This window comes from Nocardiopsis sp. EMB25, from assembly GCF_026797795.1.
GTDB classification, from domain to species: Bacteria; Actinomycetota; Actinomycetes; order Streptosporangiales; family Streptosporangiaceae; genus Nocardiopsis; species Nocardiopsis lucentensis.
In genome coordinates this window covers 2664372-2681576 of the sequence record NZ_JAMTDN010000001.1, presented here as the reverse complement: position 1 = coordinate 2681576, position 17205 = coordinate 2664372, and the positions used below count along the sequence as shown (strand labels likewise).

At 71.5% G+C, this 17205-nt stretch carries 14 protein-coding genes; 10 read left to right on the top strand and 4 right to left on the bottom strand.

The genetic code is table 11. The annotated features are described in order from the left end of the window. Positions 1 to 11 precede the first annotated feature (11 nt). Complete coding sequence (gene sepH, locus KIK06_RS11470; protein ID WP_268643147.1) at positions 12 to 1232, bottom strand: septation protein SepH; 1221 nt, start codon at positions 1230 to 1232, stop codon at positions 12 to 14. A gap of 568 nt (positions 1233 to 1800) precedes the next feature. Here sepH and KIK06_RS11465 point away from each other — a divergent pair. Beyond that, on the top strand, positions 1801 to 2769 hold the full coding sequence (locus KIK06_RS11465; protein WP_268643146.1) for a hypothetical protein: 969 nt from the start codon (positions 1801 to 1803) through the stop codon (positions 2767 to 2769). A gap of 182 nt (positions 2770 to 2951) precedes the next feature. On the opposite strand, the gene KIK06_RS11460 is transcribed toward KIK06_RS11465, so the two are convergent. Further along, positions 2952 to 4250: a D-arabinono-1,4-lactone oxidase gene (locus KIK06_RS11460; protein WP_268643145.1), complete on the bottom strand. Its 1299-nt coding sequence runs from the start codon at positions 4248 to 4250 to the stop codon at positions 2952 to 2954. 128 nt (positions 4251 to 4378) lie between these two features. Here KIK06_RS11460 and KIK06_RS11455 point away from each other — a divergent pair, with 128 nt between their 5' ends. From KIK06_RS11455 to KIK06_RS11445, 3 genes are all read left to right on the top strand, one after another. Then, positions 4379 to 5410, top strand: coding sequence for a ferrochelatase (locus KIK06_RS11455; protein ID WP_040688992.1), 1032 nt, complete (start codon positions 4379 to 4381; stop codon positions 5408 to 5410). A gap of 395 nt (positions 5411 to 5805) precedes the next feature. Then, a complete protein-coding gene (locus tag KIK06_RS11450; protein ID WP_268643144.1) occupies positions 5806 to 7842 on the top strand; it encodes a S9 family peptidase in 2037 nt (678 codons plus the stop codon). A 90-nt stretch (positions 7843 to 7932) separates the two neighbouring features. Further along, positions 7933 to 8745, top strand: a complete 813-nt coding sequence (locus tag KIK06_RS11445; protein WP_268643143.1) for an inositol monophosphatase family protein — start codon at positions 7933 to 7935, stop codon at positions 8743 to 8745. A gap of 125 nt (positions 8746 to 8870) precedes the next feature. Here the strand turns inward: KIK06_RS11445 and KIK06_RS11440 are convergent, their stop codons facing one another. Beyond that, the gene (locus KIK06_RS11440; protein ID WP_017598337.1) at positions 8871 to 9035 is read right to left on the bottom strand and encodes a hypothetical protein; all 165 of its coding nucleotides are present in this window, start codon (positions 9033 to 9035) and stop codon (positions 8871 to 8873) included. Between the two features lie 618 nt (positions 9036 to 9653). Between KIK06_RS11440 and KIK06_RS11435 the strand changes: the two genes are divergently transcribed. The 3 genes from KIK06_RS11435 to KIK06_RS11425 all read left to right on the top strand — a co-directional run bounded on the left by KIK06_RS11435 (position 9654) and on the right by KIK06_RS11425 (position 12305). Next, positions 9654 to 10307: a response regulator transcription factor gene (locus KIK06_RS11435; RefSeq protein WP_017598336.1), complete on the top strand. Its 654-nt coding sequence runs from the start codon at positions 9654 to 9656 to the stop codon at positions 10305 to 10307. Beyond that, entirely contained in the window at positions 10304 to 11554 is a 1251-nt protein-coding gene (locus KIK06_RS11430) for a sensor histidine kinase (RefSeq protein WP_268643142.1), read from the top strand. Before KIK06_RS11435 ends, KIK06_RS11430 begins: the two co-directional genes overlap by 4 nt. Positions 11555 to 12008: 454 nt before the next feature. Next, positions 12009 to 12305, top strand: a complete 297-nt coding sequence (locus KIK06_RS11425) for a DUF4193 domain-containing protein (RefSeq protein WP_017598334.1) — start codon at positions 12009 to 12011, stop codon at positions 12303 to 12305. A 347-nt stretch (positions 12306 to 12652) separates the two neighbouring features. Here KIK06_RS11425 and KIK06_RS11420 read toward each other — a convergent pair whose 3' ends face one another. Then, a complete protein-coding gene (locus KIK06_RS11420) occupies positions 12653 to 12931 on the bottom strand; it encodes a DUF4235 domain-containing protein (RefSeq protein ID WP_017598333.1) in 279 nt (92 codons plus the stop codon). 182 nt (positions 12932 to 13113) lie between these two features. Between KIK06_RS11420 and valS the strand changes: the two genes are divergently transcribed. The 3 genes from valS (at position 13114) to KIK06_RS11405 (ending at position 17203) form a co-directional block, all read left to right on the top strand. Beyond that, the gene (gene valS, locus KIK06_RS11415; RefSeq protein WP_017598332.1) at positions 13114 to 15693 is read left to right on the top strand and encodes a valine--tRNA ligase; all 2580 of its coding nucleotides are present in this window, start codon (positions 13114 to 13116) and stop codon (positions 15691 to 15693) included. Positions 15694 to 15818: 125 nt separating this feature from the next. Then, positions 15819 to 16295 (top strand): dUTP diphosphatase, encoded by a 477-nt coding sequence (dut, locus tag KIK06_RS11410; RefSeq protein ID WP_017598331.1) that lies wholly within the window; start codon positions 15819 to 15821, stop codon positions 16293 to 16295. Between the two features lie 56 nt (positions 16296 to 16351). Continuing rightward, a complete protein-coding gene (locus tag KIK06_RS11405) occupies positions 16352 to 17203 on the top strand; it encodes a DUF3710 domain-containing protein (protein ID WP_017598330.1) in 852 nt (283 codons plus the stop codon). The last annotated feature ends 2 nt before the right edge of the window (positions 17204 to 17205 follow it).

The window sequence follows — 17205 nt, the reverse complement described above, 5'->3', positions numbered from 1 at the left end:
CGGCGGTCCGGTCAATCGCCCTTCTTGGAGCCGAACATGATCTCGTCCCACGACGGGACCGAGGCACGGCGGCCGCGCCCCTTGCGCTTGGATGCGGTGTGGTCGCCCGCACCGCCCGCACCGCCCGCGGCGGCCGGGGCCGAGGGCGGCTCGGGTGCGGCGCGACGCGTGGGTCCGGCGTCGGAGAGGTCGATGGTGGCCCGGCGCCGCCGCGCGGGACGGGGCTGGGCGGGCGGTTCGGCCGGCGGGGGCGCGCTGTCGGGTTCGGCGGCGGGAGCGGGGCCGGAGGTGTGCGCCGGGGCCGCACGCCCGGTGAGGTGGTCGGGGACGAGCCTGTCCCGCCGCTCCGGTGCGCGGTGGTTCGCGGCAGGGTCGGCCCGCGGGGCCTCCCGGGGCGGGAGCGGGTTCTGCGGTCGCTGGTGGCGCTCGTCGCGCACGGGAGGGTCGAAGGGGTCGGGTCGGGTCCGGTCCGCGGCGCGCAGCGGCTCGTCCGGGAGCGTGTCCGGTGCGGAGGACAGCCGCCGGGCGGGCGGGGCGGGGTCGGTTCGGAGTTCCGAGGGCGGCTCGGGTGCCGGCCGCGGCCGCTCCACCGCCCCCTCGGGACGTCGGGGAGAGAACGGCGTGACCGTCGCGTCCGGCGGGGCCAGAGGGACGGCGGAGGGGGATTCGGAGAACCGGGCGGCCTCCTCGTCCGCGGGCGTGACGCTGTTGTGTCTGGGCTCGTACAGCCAGTGGGCGACGCGCTCGTCGCCCCCGTGGAGGAAGACGAGCTTGATCTGCCAGGTCCGGTCCTCACGCCTCCAGGAGTCCCACGAGGCGTCACCGGTCTCCAGCTGGTGGGCGCCGATCCGCTTGGTGACCACCTCCTCCAGGGAGGGGCCGGGGGTGGCGTCGCCCGAGGCGCGCACGGTGGCGCGCTGGGCCTGCTGGGCGATGTACTCGCGTTCCTGGAGCACGGGGCCCTCGAACCAGCGCACCCGTTCGATGGGGATCCCGGAGATCTCGGAGATGGCCTCCGCGGTCTCGCCGGACCGGATGCGGGCCTGGATTTCCTTGGGGCGCAACGGATTCTCCACTTCGATCTCGTACTGGCCGAGCCGGGAGAACTGGCCGCGTACGGCGGCGCGGAGGCGGTCGTCGACGGGCAGCATGAAGCGGGTTCCACGGCCTGTGCTGGCGAGCACCAGGTAGGTGCCGTCCTCGCTCACGGCCACGAGGCGAAGCTCGTGCATCGCCCTCCCTTTCGTGTCCCGTCGAGGGCAGGTTCGGCGGCCAACCCCCGCGTTCTCCAAGTCTGGTCGGCCGACAACGGTTCGGCCAGTACCGCGCTTGGCATGTCCGAACTGTGTGCCCGCCTCCCGTCCGCGGTCTCGCCGCGGCTGGGAGCCGCCCCGGGGAGGCCCGGGGCCCTCACGGTCGTCTCCGGTGCCAATCCTGACACGCGGACCCTGCTCCGACCGGGAGCGGTCGCTCGCGGAATGTCTTCTCTCCCGCGCCAAGGCTCCGCCGCGATGGTATCCCGCGGGTGCCGAATCACCCCAGGGCTGTGGAAAACTCCGATCTCGGACCTGGGCCATGCACAGGATGACTCGATGCGCAACTCGACACGCCGACGTCCACCGTCCAGTGACCCTTCTTAACTCCTGGCGTTATCGGGCACTGAGCGCGCTTAGTCTAAGTTCTTCACTTATGGGCGGTTTGTGATGAATTGAGGATTTGGAGTCCATCCGCCGCCCGACTCACGATCACCATCGAGTTCCCGCCGCGCCCCCGCGCGGCCAGAGAAGGGGGGACGACCGGATGGGTCGGACCGGACACCACGAGTCACACGATGAGGGGGAGGCACCCGCGAAGAAGCGGATCGATCTGAGCGTGTCCCAGGTCGCCGGGGCCGGTGCCGCCACTCTCACCGCGGCGACGGCGGCCTCCTACCTGAACGTGTACGGCACGGTCATCGGCGCGGCCGTGATCGCCGTGCTGAGCACGGTCGCCAGCCCGTTGCTCCAGCACTGGTTCTCCCGCAGCGGTGAGCAGGCCAAGCACCTGGCGGAGCGGGCGGTCGGCGTCACGGTCGTCGCCGCGCCCGTACCGCCCCCCGACGCGGACGAGGGCGCGGCCGACGCCACTCGGACGATGGCGATCGCGCGCGTGGCCGTGGAAACGGACGGCGCGGAGCCTGGGGACACCGACCCCACCCGCACGATGGCCCTGCCCACGGTGACCGAGGACGGGGAGGGCGAGGCGGCGAAGCGACCGACAAAGCTTGGCTGGCGTGCCGTCCTCATCCCGGCCATCGTCGTGTTCACCCTGGTCATGCTGGTGATCTTGGCGTTCGAGCTGTTCACCGGGCGTTCCATGACCGCGTGGATGAACGGCTACGACGAACCCACCGCACCCTCGATCCTCGGCGGCGGAACCTCGGCGCCACCCGCGCAGGAGGAGGAGCCCGAGACCCCCGAGACCACCGTGGACGTGCCCGAGGACGCCGACGGGCGGACGGAGGGGACCACGGGCGGCCCGGAAAACACGGGGGCCACGGAGGGGACCGACGGGACGGGGGAGACCGGCACGGAGGAGGGGGCCGGAGACGGTCAGCTCCCCGTCACCCCCACACCCGACCCCGGTGACACCGGAAACGGTGACACCGGCACGGGCGGGGAGACCACCGAGCCCACTCCGCCCGCGGAGGGAGAGGGCGGCACCTCGGAGGGGACCGCGCCGGACGGGGAGGCGCCCACCGCCGACGACTCCCCGGGCACGAATCCCTAGGCGGTGTCTTCGGGGTCCTCCGTTTCGCTTCGGCCCGCCCGTCGCCCGCCGCCACCCTCAACGGACGCCTACGGCGCGGCCCGATTCATGCTCGTTCCCCGCTCGCGGCTCGCCTCGTCTCGCAGAACCCCGCCGGCGCCCGAACGGTAACCCCCTCGGGTGACCGTTCCAGGAAACAGGCCCTAGCCGAACACCCTGTCCAGGTAGGCGTTGCCGAACCGCCGGTGCGGGTCCACCCGGTCGCGCACGGCCAGCGCGTCGCTCATCCTCGGGTACACCTTCTCCAGGTAGGAGCGGTCACGGGTGTGCATCTTGCCCCAGTGCGGACGGCCGCCCACGGACGTGAACACCGCCTCCAGGTCGGCGAAGTAGGCCTCGTACGGCATCCCCGCGTACATGTGCACCGCCACGTACGCCGTCTCCCGCTCGTGGGCGGTGGACAGCCACACCTCGTCGGCCGGGGCGAACCGCACCTCCACGGGGAAGCTCACCCGGTGGTCGCCCCGGTCGACGATCGACCGCGCCTCGCGCAGCACGTCCACCACGTGTTCGGCCGGGATCGCGTACTCCATCTCCACGAAGCGCACGTCGCGCACCGAGGCGAACACCTTGTGCGACACGTCCGTGTAGGTACGTGCTGACAGAGCGCGCGAGCTGATCCGGTTCACCCCCGGAACGAGGGAGGGGAAGCGTCTGCACAGCCGGTTGACCCGGTCGAAGACCGTGTTGGACAGGAAGTCGTCGTCCAGCCAGGCCTTGAAGTCCGACAGCGGCTGGGCCGGGCCCTCAGTGATGTTGTTGCGTTTGGTGTTGGTGTTGCCCGTGTGCGGGAACCAGAAGAACTCGAAGTGATCGTTGCCCGCGCGCAGCTCCGGCAGCCGCTCCAGGACCTCGTCCAGCGGCATCGGCTCCTCGCGGGCGTGCAGCAGGAAAGCGGGGCGCACCGCCATGGTCAGGGCGGTGACCACACCGAACGCGCCCAGCCCCACCCGGGCCGCGTGGAACAGGTCGGGTTCCCGCTCGGCCGAGCACTCCACGACCGACCCGTCGGCCAGGACCATCTCCAACCCGACCACCTGGCTGGCCAGCCCGCCCGCGTCGCGCCCGGTCCCGTGCGTGCCGGTCTGCACGGCTCCCGCCACGGTCTGCACGGCGATGTCGCCCATGTTGGACAGGGCCACCCCCTGCTCCGCCAGAGCGTCGTTCAGGTCGCACAGGGGCAGCCCCGCCTCGACCGTGACCGTCCCAGCAGCCGGGTCGACCGAGCGCACGGCGGTCAAAGAGGTGGGGGAGAGGAGGAGGCCGTCGGTGACGGCCACGTCGGTGAAGGAGTGGCCGGACCCGACCATCCGGACCCGCAGGTCCTCCGCCGCGGCGGAGGAGACGGCCGCGGCGACCTCCTCGGTGTTGTTCGGGGCCGCCGTCCGCCGGGGGCGCGCCTGGTGAGTACCCGCCCATGTGGTCCACAACACGTCAGTCATGCGACGTGACATTACCCACCAGTCACTTATGTGGCCAGAGGGGGGCGGGACGAAGCGAGCCGAAGAACACGGGGCGCCGCGGCGGGGGCGGTCCAGGGGGTGCCCGCAGGGCTGGTTTGATAGGTCCCATGAGGCCTTACGACGCGTTTTTGCTGATCTCCTTCGGCGGACCGGAGGGCGAGGACGAGGTCATCCCCTTCCTGGAGAACGTCACCCGCGGGCGCAACATCCCCCGCGAGCGGCTGGCCGAGGTGGGAGAGCACTACTTCCTGTTCGGTGGCGTGAGCCCGATCAACCAGCAGTGCCGGGACCTGATCGCCGCGATCACCGATGACTTCGCCGCGAACGGGGTGGATCTGCCCATCTACTGGGGCAACCGGTTCTGGGAGCCGATGCTCACCGACACCCTCGCCAGGATGCGGGACGACGGCGTGCGCCGGGTGCTGGCTCTGCCCACCTCCGCGTACTGCAACTGGTCCAGCCGGACCGCCTACCACGAGGACATCGACCGGGCCCGGGCCGCGCTGGGCGACGACGCGCCCGAGATCGACCTGATCCGTCCCTTCTACGACCATCCAGGCTTCATCGAGCCGCTGGTCGAGCACACCGCCGCCGCCCTGGCCGCGCTCCCCGCCGATCAGCGCGCGGGCGCGCGCCTGCTGTTCTCCGCGCACTCCATCCCCACCGCGATGGCCGAGGCCAGCGGCGGCCCGGACCAGGGGTTCGGGCCCGAGGGGGCCTACGGGGCCCAGCTCGCCGAGGTGGCGCAGCTGGTGGCGGAGCGGCTCGACGGCGAGTACCCCTACGAGGTCGTCTACCAGAGCCGCAGCGGCCCGCCCAGCCAGCCCTGGCTGGAGCCGGACGTCAACGACCGCATCGACGAGCTGGCCAAGGAGGGGGTCCCCGCGGTCGTGGTCGTCCCGCACGGCTTCGTCTCCGACCACATGGAGGTCAAGTTCGACCTCGACGTGGAGGCCCGCGAGACCGCCCAGAAGCTGGGCATCGGCTACGAGCGCGCACTCAGCCCCGGAACCCACCCGCGCTTCGTGTCCATGGTGACCGAGCTCGTCCGCGAGTACACCGACCGTGGGGAAGTGGTGCGGATGAGCGGTCTGCCGCGGTGCGTGGAGGGCGGTCAGGCCTGCTGCCGGCAGCGCTGATCCGACGCGGGCGGAGGGCCCCGGTCCTCCGCCCCGGCCATGCTTGTTCGGGCGTCCACGCGGCCAGGGATCCTTGCCCGCCCGTCACCCTCCACCGCCCTCAACGGACGCCTGCGGCGCGGTACCTCCCTCTTCGTCACCCTCCACGGACGCCTGCGGCGCGGTACCTCCCTCTTCGTCGCCCTCCACCGCCCCCAACGGACGCCTGCGGCGCGGTCTCCCCTCTGGCTTCGCCCGCCGCTCGTTCCTCGCTCGCGGCTCGCCTCGTCTCGCGGACCCCGGCGGCGCCCGAACCGCCCCCTGGGGCGGGTTCGGCGATCGCCCCAGCCGTCGGCGGGGAGACGCCCGATAGGGTCGGCTCCAGACCACAAGTCGACGGTTCAGGAGGATTCGCCTTGGTTCGTTCCTGGTATGAACTACCGGAATACGTCCGTCTCCGCCGTGTCAACGGGCTGCGCCTGTCCCCGGACGGCACCCGCCTCGTGGCGCCCGTCAGCGGGCTCGCCCCCGACGGCACGTCCTTCCACAGCGCCCTGTGGGAGATCGACGTCGCCCCCGAGTCCGAGGGCGGGAGCGCGCCCCGGCGGCTGACCCGTTCCGCCAAGGGAGAGAGCGCCGCCGGGTTCCTCCCCGACGGGTCCGTCCTGTTCACCTCCGGCCGCCCCGACCCCGACGCCGCCTCCGACAGCGCCCCGGGCGCCGCGCTGTGGCTGCTGCCCACCGGGGGCGGCGAGGCCCGTCAGGTCGCCTCCCGCCCCGGCGGTGTCTCCTCCTTCACCGTCGCGCGCGACTCCGGCCTGGTGGCCTTCACCGCCGACGTCCACCCCGGCAGCGAGACCGCCGAGGCCGACCGGGAGGCGCGCAAGGCCCGTGAGGAAGCCGGGGTCACCGCGATCCTCCACGAGGCCCTGCCCATTCGCTACTGGGACAGCGACATCGGCCCGGACCACCCCCGCTACCTGGTCGCCGGACCGCCCGCCGACGACGAGTCGGGCCTGGGCGAGCACCGGGACCTGACCCCTGACGCCGGGATGGCCCTGCTGAACGCCTCCGGAGAGCTCACCCCCGACGGGTCGGCCCTGATCACCGAGTGGTGTGTCCCCACCGGACGGGGCACCGACCGCACCGACGTCGTCGCCGTCGACACCGCCACCGGCGAGCGCCGTGTCCTGGCCAGCGACCCCGAGTACGATTTCGACGGACCACGGGTCTCCCCGGACGGCCGCCACGTCCTCCTCACCCGCGGCTCGGCGGGCAGCTACGACGGCGAACCCCGCGACCACACCCTCTGGCTGGTCGATCTCGCCACGGGAGAGGGTCGTGACCTGCTGCCCGACCACGAGCTCTGGCCGCGCGACTACGCGTGGGCGCCCGACTCCCGGGCCGTCTTCCTCGTCGCTGACCAGAACGGCCGCAGACCGGTCTTCCGCGTCGACCTGGACACCGGTGCCCTGACCCGCCTCACGGGCGACCACGGCGCCTACAGCGCGCTCAACCCCTCGCCAGACGGCCGCCACGTGTTCGCGCTGCGCGACGCCTGGGACGCGCCGCCCGCGCCCGTGCGCCTGGACGCGGCGGCCACCGACAGCGCCCCCGAGCCCCTGCGCACGCCCGGATCCGAGCTGACCATGCCCGGCACCCTGACCGAGATCGAGACCACGGCCGACGACGGCGAGCGGATCCGCTCTTGGCTCGTGCTTCCCGAGGAGGCCTCGGCCGAATCCCCCGCACCGCTGATGCTCTGGGTGCACGGCGGTCCCTACATGAGCTTCAACGGATGGTCCTGGCGCTGGAACCCGTGGCTGCTCGCCGCGCGCGGTTACGCGGTCCTGCTGCCGGACCCGGCCCTGTCCACCGGGTACGGGCAGCGGATGCTGCGCCGTGCCTGGGGGGCGTGGGGGCCGCGCACCCACGCCGACGTCATGGCCATCACCGACGCCGCCGAGGGGCGCGAGGACATCGACGCCGACCGCACCGCCATGATGGGCGGCTCCTTCGGCGGGTACATGGCCAACTGGATCGCCGGACACACCGACCGGTTCCGGGCCATCATCTCGCACGCCTCCCTGTGGGCACTGGACGGCTTCAGCAGCGTCACCGACCACCCGGCGGCGTGGGAGCGGGAGTTCGGGACCCCGCTCGCCCAACCCGAGCGCTACACGCTGAACTCACCGCACCTGCACGCCGACCGCATCCGCACGCCCATGCTCGTCATCCACGGCGACAAGGACTACCGCGTGCCCATCTCGGAGGGCATGCGGCTGTGGCGCGACCTGCTCCTGCACGAGGTGGACGCCAAGTTCCTCTACTTCCCGGACGAGAACCACTGGATCCTCAAACCCGGCAACGCCAGGATCTGGTACGAGACGATCTTCGCCTTCCTGGACCACCACGTCCACGGCAAGGAGTGGACCAGGCCCGGACTCCTGTAGGACGTGGCCCGCGGCCCGACCCCGGGGCGTGCCCGCGCACGCCCCGACCGCGCTCCACACCGCACGCGACCCACGAACGGGGGACCACACGTGAGTACCACCCACCATCCGCCCGACCCCGAGGAGCTGCGCGCACTCGCCGTGCGCGTGGCGGCCGAGGCGGGAGAGCTCGCCGCCGAGGGACAGAAGGGCGTCACCGTACTCGACACCAAGTCCAGCCCCACCGACGTCGTCACCAAGATGGACCGGGCCACTGAGGAGCTCATCCGCACGCGTCTGCTGGAGGCCCGCCCCGACGACGCGATCCTGGGCGAGGAGGGCGGTGGCGAGAGCGGCACCAGCGGTGTGCGGTGGATCGTCGACCCGATCGACGGGACGGTCAACTACCTGTACGGGAGCCCCGACTGGGCGGTGGCGATCGCGGCGGAGGTCGACGGCCGGGTCGTGGCGGGGGCCGTGAACGTGCCCTCGCGCGCGGAGATGTTCGAGGCGGTCCTCGGGCACGGCTCCCGCCGCAACGGGGTGGCCCTGAGCGCTCCGGACGCGGTTCCGCTCGACCGGGCCCTGGTGGCCACCGGTTTCGGGTACTCCCCCGAGCGGCGGGCCCAGCAGGCCAGGGTCCTGCTGGAGGTGCTTCCCCGGGTCCGCGACATCCGGCGCTGTGGTGCGGCCGCCGTGGACCTGACCGGTTTGGCCACCGGCCGCTGCGACGCCTACTACGAGCGCGGGCTCAACCCCTGGGACTGGGCCGCGCCCGGGCTGGTCGCCAGTGAGGCGGGCGTGCGCGTGGGCGGGGTCGCGGGCGGGCCGCCCAGCGGGGATCTGGTGATCGCGGCGCGGCCCGAGCTGTACGAGGCCCTCGACCGCCTGCTGGCCCCGCTGGGCGCCGACACGGACGGCTGAGGGGTCCGGGGCCGGGGGCGCTCCGGCCCCGGGGCGACACACGAGGGGCGGGGCGGACCGCGGTCCACCCCGCCCCGAGTACGTGGCCCTTCCGGGGGGTCCGGTTCAGGGCCGTCGAACCCGCGTCAGCAGCGGGTGTCGATGCCGTTGCGAGCCGCGATCCGGTACAGGTCCTCCAGCTCCGACGCGTGTGTGTCGGCGAGGAAGTCGTCCCCGGCGGCCTGAGCCGAGCGGAGCGACCGGGAGGTCTCGTTGATCCGGACCTTGATCTCTGCGAGGAACTCGCCCATGACACCTCTTTCAGGGGTCGGCACCAGGGCATACGGATGCCCTGGTGGAAAGCCGTCAGCGCACGACAGCGTGTCCGCGCGATGCGATGACGCCACATCGGTGTGGCGCGGTGCCCGTCGCGGTCCGGCCCGGGGCCGGTGTCCACGCGTGCGTCTACTACCCCTACCGCACCGGAAGCCAAACCAAACCACCACCCCCGGTTTCGCGTCATCGGAGTCCGTGTCCCGGGCACGACCCCATGACGGTGCACAGGCGGGTGTCACATGACACATTTTCCTTGTGGGCCTGGGGCTTACTTGTTTCTTATTCTTGATGTGTCAGATTTGAGATGTGCGGGGTTGGGCCGCCGCCGACGGTTGGGGGATTCGTCGGCGGCGGCTCCCCGTGCGAAGCAGGGAAGCAATGCCCCCGGCCCAGCGCCCGTGTCTCCACGGGGTGAGGAAGGTGGACCTCCGCGGCGGATTCCGCGGCGGGTTTACCGCCTCCTTACCCCGAGTGTGGGAGAACGGATGACGCGGCCGGGGCCACGAACGCCGCTGCCGGTGTGTTGGGGGATGCGCCGGCAGCGGCCCCTCTTCTTTTCCCATGCAGCAGAGGTTGAGAAGGTCAAGGTCAACGTGCGCGTACTCGTGGTCGAAGACGAACGGATCCTGGCCGACACCGTGGCGGTCGGGCTCCGACGCGAGTCGATGGCGGTCGACGTGGTCTACGACGGTGACACCGCCCTGGAGTACGTCGCGGTCAATGACTACGACGTGGTCGTCCTCGATCGCGACCTCCCCGGGACCCACGGCGACGACGTCGCCCGCTCACTGGTCGGCGACAGCTACACCGGCCGCATCCTCATGCTCACCGCCTCCGACGGTGTGCAGGACAAGGTGGACGGGCTGACCCTGGGCGCCGACGACTACCTGGCCAAGCCCTTCGCCTTCGCCGAGCTCGTCGCCCGTGTGCACGCCCTGGGCCGCCGCGCGGTCCCTCCGCTACCCCCCGTCCTGGAACGGCACGGCATCACGCTCGACCCCGCCAACCACCGGGTCTACCGGGAAGGCCGCGAACTGCCGCTCACCCCCAAGGAGTTCGCCGTCCTGCAGGTGCTCATGCGCGCCCGGGGCACCGTGGTCAGCGCCGAGGGGTTGCTGGAGAAGGCCTGGGACGAGAACGCCGACCCGTTCACCAACGTCGTCAGGGTCACGGTCATGACCCTGCGCAAGAAACTCGGCGACCCACCGGTCATCCAGACCGTCCCCGGTGCGGGGTACCGGCTGTGAGACCGGCGGAACGGCCGGAACCGGGCCAGGTCGAGCCCACCCGCCCGGGGGACACCGGTACGTGGCGCAGGCTCAACACCGTCGCCCCCTCCGGTGAGGGGACGGAGCGCTCCGCCGCCGCCGAGCGGGTGCACCGCTTCACGGACAACCTCAGCCTGCGCTCGCGGCTCACCCTCATCTACGGGATGCTGTTCTTCGCCGCGGGCTCGGTGCTGGTCCTGGTGAACTACCTCATCGTCACCGTCCTGCTCAATGCCCTTCTCGCGGAGGACAGCGCCTCGCAGCTGGCCACGCAGAGCTACCTCATCGAGGAGGTGCTCACCCACGTCACGCGATTCTCCCTGCTCGCCCTGTTCCTGGTGGGGCTGCTCGCGGTCGCCCTCGGGTACGCGGTGGCCGGTCGGGCCCTCTCCCCGCTCCAGAAGATCACCCGTATCGCCCGGCGGCTGTCCGAACGCTCCCTGCACGAACGCATCGCCCTGTCCGGCCCCGACGACGAGATCCGCGAACTCGCCGACACCTTCGACGGGATGCTGGAACGGCTCGACCGCGCCTTCGACGGCCAGCGCCGGTTCGTCGCCAACGCCTCACACGAGCTGCGCACCCCGTTGGCGATCAACCGGACGCTCCTGGAGGTGGCGCTCAGCGCGCCGGACGTCTCCGCTGACCTCAAGAGCGTCGGGCAAACCCTGCTGGAGACCAACGCGCGGCACGAACGACTCATCGACGGCCTCCTCTTCCTGGCCAAGAGCGACCGGGAACTGGAGTCGCGCACCCGCGTCGACCTCGGAGAGGTCGCCGAGACGGTCCTCAGCCAACTGGCCGGAGACCTGTCCGAGTCAGCCCTCCAGCTGCGCCTGGACCTGCGCCCAGCGCTTGTGGAGGGCGACCCGGTCCTTCTGGAACGGCTCGTGGGCAACCTCGTGGAGAACGCCCTCAAGTACAACGTCGCCGAGGGTGAGATCACCGTCCGCAGCGGCATGTACGAGGGCAGGCCCGCCATCCAGGTGGAGAACTCGGGCAAGGTGATCCCCGCCTACGAGATCGAGGGACTCTTCGAACCGTTCCGCCGCGGTTCCGGTGACCGCGTCGGGTCGGGGCGCAGCGCCGGCCTCGGACTGTCCATCGTCCGGTCCGTGGTGCGCGCCCACGACGGCGTCGTGACCGCGTGGCCGCGCGCGGGCGGCGGACTCGTCGTCACCGTGTGCCTGCCGGTTCCTCCCGGTGAGGTGGCCGACCGCCGCTGAGGTCCGGACCCGAGCTGCGCGTGGCCACGCTTCGTGGTATCTATACGTGTCCGAAGACACGCCCACCCCTGTCACGAGCGTCGACTCCGGGTGGGTATGCTTCCCCGGGCGTGGACACGGAGGGAATCCCTCCTGACGTGGGCATGTCTTGGTTCTTGCCCACCGGTGGGGGAGTGTTCCGCGCTCGTCCGTGATGGGCGGAAGCAGGGTTTTCAGGTCTATCGGGAACCCCGACGCTGGGTAGTACACGGGGAACCGGCCGACGCGCGGCCGCTGTGGCCGTCTTCGGCCACGATTCCACGGGAGTGCTGCTGACCTGTGGACGGTGACCCGGGAGGGGGCACGGTTCGCCGGGGTCGGAAAAACTCATTGGCCGAACCGGGCACAACGAAGGTCTCTCAAGCGTTACACCCGCGCGACGAGGCACTGAACGAGGGGGATGGAGTTAGCAGAGATGGCCACCGACTACGACAGCCCGCGCAAGACTGACGAGGAAATCAACGAGGACAGTCTCCAGGAGTTGCAGGCGCGGCGCGCGGACAAGAGCGCCGGGCCGATCGACGCCGACCCCGACGAGGTCGCCGAGGGTCTGGAGCTGCCTGGCGCGGACCTGTCCGGCGAGGAGCTCGCGGTCCGCGTCCTCCCGCGCCAGTCCGACGAGTTCACCTGCGCGCGGTGCTTCCTGGTGCACCACCGCAGTCAGCTCGCCGAACAGCGCGACAGGCAGCTGATCTGCAAGGAATGCGTCTGACCGGACGGGGCGGACCACCGTCCCCGTCCGCGGCGACACCGCCGCTCCCCGTTCTGGGGCCCGCACGGCGGTGCTGACGACGTGCACGGCGGTGGACGGCCGACCACACGCGAGAAGCGTGCGGTGGGCCGTCCACCGCGTGCTCTCCCGGGGCGTTCTCGCTTCGGGTCCGCCGCCTCGCCCCGCCCCGACCGTCGCCACCAACGGACGACCGCGGCGCGGCGCCCGCTCCAGTCGGGCGCCCCGAAAGCGGGGATTGCTCGTCCTCGCCTGACGCTCGTCGCTCGCTCGCGGCTCGGCGCGCCCTGAGAAACCCCGGCGGAGCCCGAACGGCCCCGGGAGCGTGGTCAGGCCTCGATCTCGTCACGGTCGGACCGGGCCAGCCCCTTGCGCGCGGTGCGCACGGCCAGTACCCGGGCGACCTCCACGCCGACGCCGGCCACCACGGCCCACCCCAGCGCGCGGCCGAGACCGACCTCGGGCGATTCCAGGTCCGTCGGGGGCTCCTCTCCGGTGGCGCGTGTCCAGGCGAAGGTCAGGGCTTTGCGGGTGACGTACTCCGCGGCGAACCCCGCCACGAATCCGAGCAGCGCGGGGGCGAGTTCACCGCCGTCCTTCTTGGCCATGTTGTCTCGTTCACCGTTTCCGTTGGGCTTCGACGACGCGCGACCGGCGCGCGTCGTATCCGTACGGGGATCTTTTCACGGACGCCCCCCGCACGCATGACACCCCGGCGGGGTATTGACGTCATTGTGGAAGGCGCGAAGAAGCGGAACGATCACGGTCGTCGGCGGACTACCATTGCCCCATGACCAACCGCTCTCATTCCTTCCGCATGCCCGACAAGCCTTCGCTGGACGGTATCGAGGCGAAGTGGGTCGACGTATGGGATGAGTCCGGCGTCTACCACTTCGACCGCACCCGCAGCCGCGAGGACGTCTACTCCATCGACACCCCGCCGCCCACCGTCTCGGGCTCGCTGCACATCGGCCACGTGTTCTCCTACACGCACACCGACACCGTCGCGCGCTTCCAGCGGATGAACGGCAAGGCCGTCTTCTACCCGATGGGCTGGGACGACAACGGTCTGCCCACCGAGCGCCGCGTCCAGAACTACTACGGCGTGCGCTGCGACCCGTCGATCCCCTACGACCCGGACTTCCAGCCCCCGGCCAAGCCCAACCCCAAGCGGCAGATCCCCATCTCCCGCCGCAACTTCATCGAGCTGTGCGACCAGCTCACCGAAGAGGACGAGAAGGTCTTCGAGTCGATCTGGCGCCGCCTCGGGCTCAGCGTCGACTGGCGGCACACCTACGCCACCATCGACGACAACTCCCGCGCCGCCGCCCAGCGCGCCTTCCTGCGCAACCTGGCCCGCGGCGAGGCCTACATGGCCGAGGCGCCCACCCTGTGGGACGTCACCTTCCGCACCGCCGTCGCCCAGGCCGAGCTGGAGGACCGGGAGCGCCCCAGCGCCTACCACAAGCTGGCCTTCCACAAGCCCGACGGCGAGCCGGTCCACATCGAGACCACCCGTCCCGAGCTGCTCGCGGCCTGCGTCGCCCTGGTCGCCCACCCCGACGACGAGCGATACCAGGACCTGTTCGGCACCACGGTGCGCACACCGGTCTTCGGCGTCGAGGTCCCCGTCCGCCCGCACCGCCTCGCCGATCCCGAGAAGGGCTCCGGCGCCGCGATGATCTGCACCTTCGGCGACATCACCGACGTCACCTGGTGGCGCGAGCTCCAGCTGGAGACCCGCCCCATCATCGGCTGGGACGGCCGCATCATGGCCGACCCGCCCAAGGGTCTGGAGTCCCCCGAGGGGCGTGAGGCCTACGCCACACTCGTCGGCGCCACCGTGCACACCGCGCGCGAGCGCATGGTCGAGCTCCTGCGCGCCAGCGGCGACCTGATCGGCGAGCCCAGCCCGATCACCCACCCGGTGAAGTTCTACGAGAAGGGCGACAAGCCCCTGGAGATCGTCACCACCCGCCAGTGGTACATCCGCAACGGCGGTCGTGACGAGGACCTGCGCGAACAGCTCATCCAGCGCGGCCGTGAGCTCGTCTGGCACCCCGAGCACATGCGCTCGCGGTACGAGAACTGGGTCGGCGGCCTCAACGGCGACTGGCTGATCAGCCGCCAGCGCTTCTTCGGCGTGCCGTTCCCGGTCTGGTATCCGCTTGACGCCGAGGGCAACCCGCGCTACGACGAGCCGATCGTCCCGGGTGAGGACCAGCTGCCCGTCGACCCCAGCTCGCAGACGCCCGAAGGCTACACCGAGGAGCAGCGCGGCCAGGCGGGCGGTTTCATCGGCGACCCCGACGTCATGGACACCTGGGCGACCTCCTCCCTGTCGCCGCAGATCGCCTCCGGTTGGGAACGCGACCCCGACCTGTTCGAGCGCGTCTTCCCGATGGACTTCCGCCCCCAGGGACAGGACATCATCCGGACCTGGCTGTTCTCCACGGTCGTGCGCGCCCACTTCGAGAACGGCACCCTGCCCTGGAACACCACCGGCATCTCCGGCTGGATCCTGGACCCGGACCGCAAGAAGATGTCCAAGTCCAAGGGCAACGTCGTCACGCCGATCGCGCTGCTGGAGAAGTACAGCTCCGACGCGGTCCGGTACTGGGCGGCCAGCGGCCGTCTGGGCACCGACACCGCCATGGACGAGGGCCAGATGAAGGTCGGCCGACGGCTGTCCATCAAGATCCTCAACGCCAGCAAGTTCGTCATGTCGGTCGCGGGCGAGGGCGCGGTCACCGACCCGGCCGCGGTCACCGAGCCCCTGGACCGGGCGATGCTGGCCACCCTGGCGGACGTGGTGGAGGACGCCACCGCCGCCTTCGCCGCCTACGACCACACCCGGGCCCTGGAGCGCACCGAGCGCTTCTTCTGGGACCTGTGCGACGACTACCTGGAGCTGGTCAAGGCCCGCGCCTACGACACCGAGTCGCCCCAGGGCGCCTCGGCGCGCGCGGCCCTGCTCATCGCTCTGGGGGCCCTGCACCGGCTGTTCGCGCCCTTCGTCCCCTTCGTCACCGAAGAGGTCTGGAGCTGGTGGCAGGACGGGTCCGTGCACACCCAGCCCTGGCCGGACGCCGCCGAGTACCGCACCGCCGCCGCCGACGGCGACCCGGCCGTGCTCGCCGCCACCGCCGAGGTCCTGCGCGCGGTACGCAAGGCCAAGTCCGAGGCCAAGCTGTCCATGCGCGCCGAGGTCGAGCGCGTCCGGGTGTCGGGCAAGCAGGTCGAGTCGGCCCGTGCGGCCAGCGGTGACATCGCTGCCGCCGGTCGCGCCGCCGGGATCGACTTCGAGGCCACCGACGAGGCCGAACTCACCGTCGAGGTGACGCTGCCGGAGCCGACCGAGGACCAGTGAACCGACGCGCCGGCGGCACTCGAACGAACCGTTCGGGTACCGCCGGCGCGCTTCGGAGCGCCGTCCCACGCCTCGGTGCCGTCGGACACAGGACCCGCCTCCCGGGAGCGATAGGCTCAACGCTTGTGAGTACCTCATCCCTGGAAGACGGCCGGATCCCGATCACGGTCCGCCGTCTGGACCCCGGTCTTCCCCTGCCCGAATACGCGCATCCCGGTGACGCGGGCGCCGACCTGTACACCGCCGTCGACGTCGACCTGGCGCCGGGGGAGCGGGCCACGGTCCCCACGGGCCTGGCGATCGCCCTGCCCGACGGGTTCGCCGCCTTCGTGCACCCGCGCTCGGGTCTGGCGGCGCGCTGCGGGGTGACGATCGTCAACGCTCCGGGCACCGTCGACGCGGGGTATCGCGGCGAGATCAGGGTGACACTCATCAACACCGACAGGGACACCCCCGTGCGGCTGTCCCGTGGTGACCGCATCGCGCAGCTGGTCGTCCAGCGCGTGGAACGGGTCGAGTTCGTCGAGGCGGACTCCCTGCCCGAGTCGGTGCGCGGTGTGGGCGGTTTCGGTTCGACCGGGGGCCACGCCGCGCTGCGGTGACGGTGCCCCGAAACCCCGGCGCGACCCGGGATCAACGGAAGCGGAGAGGTGAGGGCGTGTTTGGACGCCGCCGTAAGAAGCGGGACGACAAGGCCGGGAGAGGCGCGGAGACCGGGGCGGCGCCCCGGAGGACGGGTGCCGCGGGCGAGGTCTCCTTCGACAACGAGGTCGAGCCCGCCAAACCGACCGAGCGGATCGTCAAGGACGCGGACCGGTACCGTGCCACCGGCCCGTGGGACTCCACCGAGGAATTCCCCGAGGCGCGGCGGATGGACCTGGGCAGCATCCGGCTGCCGATGGAACAGGGCACCGAGATCCAGGTGAACGTCGCCCAGGACGCCCAGGGCAAGCAGAAGATCATCGGGGTGACCCTCGTCAGGGGCAAGACCGCGCTCCAGGTGCAGCCCTTCGCCGCCCCCAAGTCCTCCGGGCTGTGGGACGAGATGCGGGAGGAGCTGCGCGAGCAGGTCACCAAGCAGGGCGGCAAGAGCGAGGAGCACGAGGGCACCTTCGGCCCCGAACTCCAGGCGGTCGTCCCGGTCAAGGGCAAGACCACCGAGGACGGCAGGCAGTTGGGCCAGCGCGTGCGGTTCATCGGCGTGGACGGTCCGCGCTGGGTGCTGCGCGGCGTGATCCGCGGAGAGGGCGCCGTCAAGCCCGAGGTGATGGCCGAGGCCGAGCAGCTGTTCGCCAACATCGTGGTGGTCCGCGGCGAACAGCCGGTACCGCCCAGTGAGCTGCTGGAGATCACCGTGCCCAAGCAGCTCCAGGAGCAGATGGCCGCCGCCGTCAAGGCGCGCGCGGCGCAGCAGCGCGCGGCCCGCAACGGCAGTGCCGGGAGTTCCCCGAACGGCTCGGCGCCGGGCGGCCAGGCCGGGTCGGCGCCCGGCGGTGCCACCGGTTCCTGAGG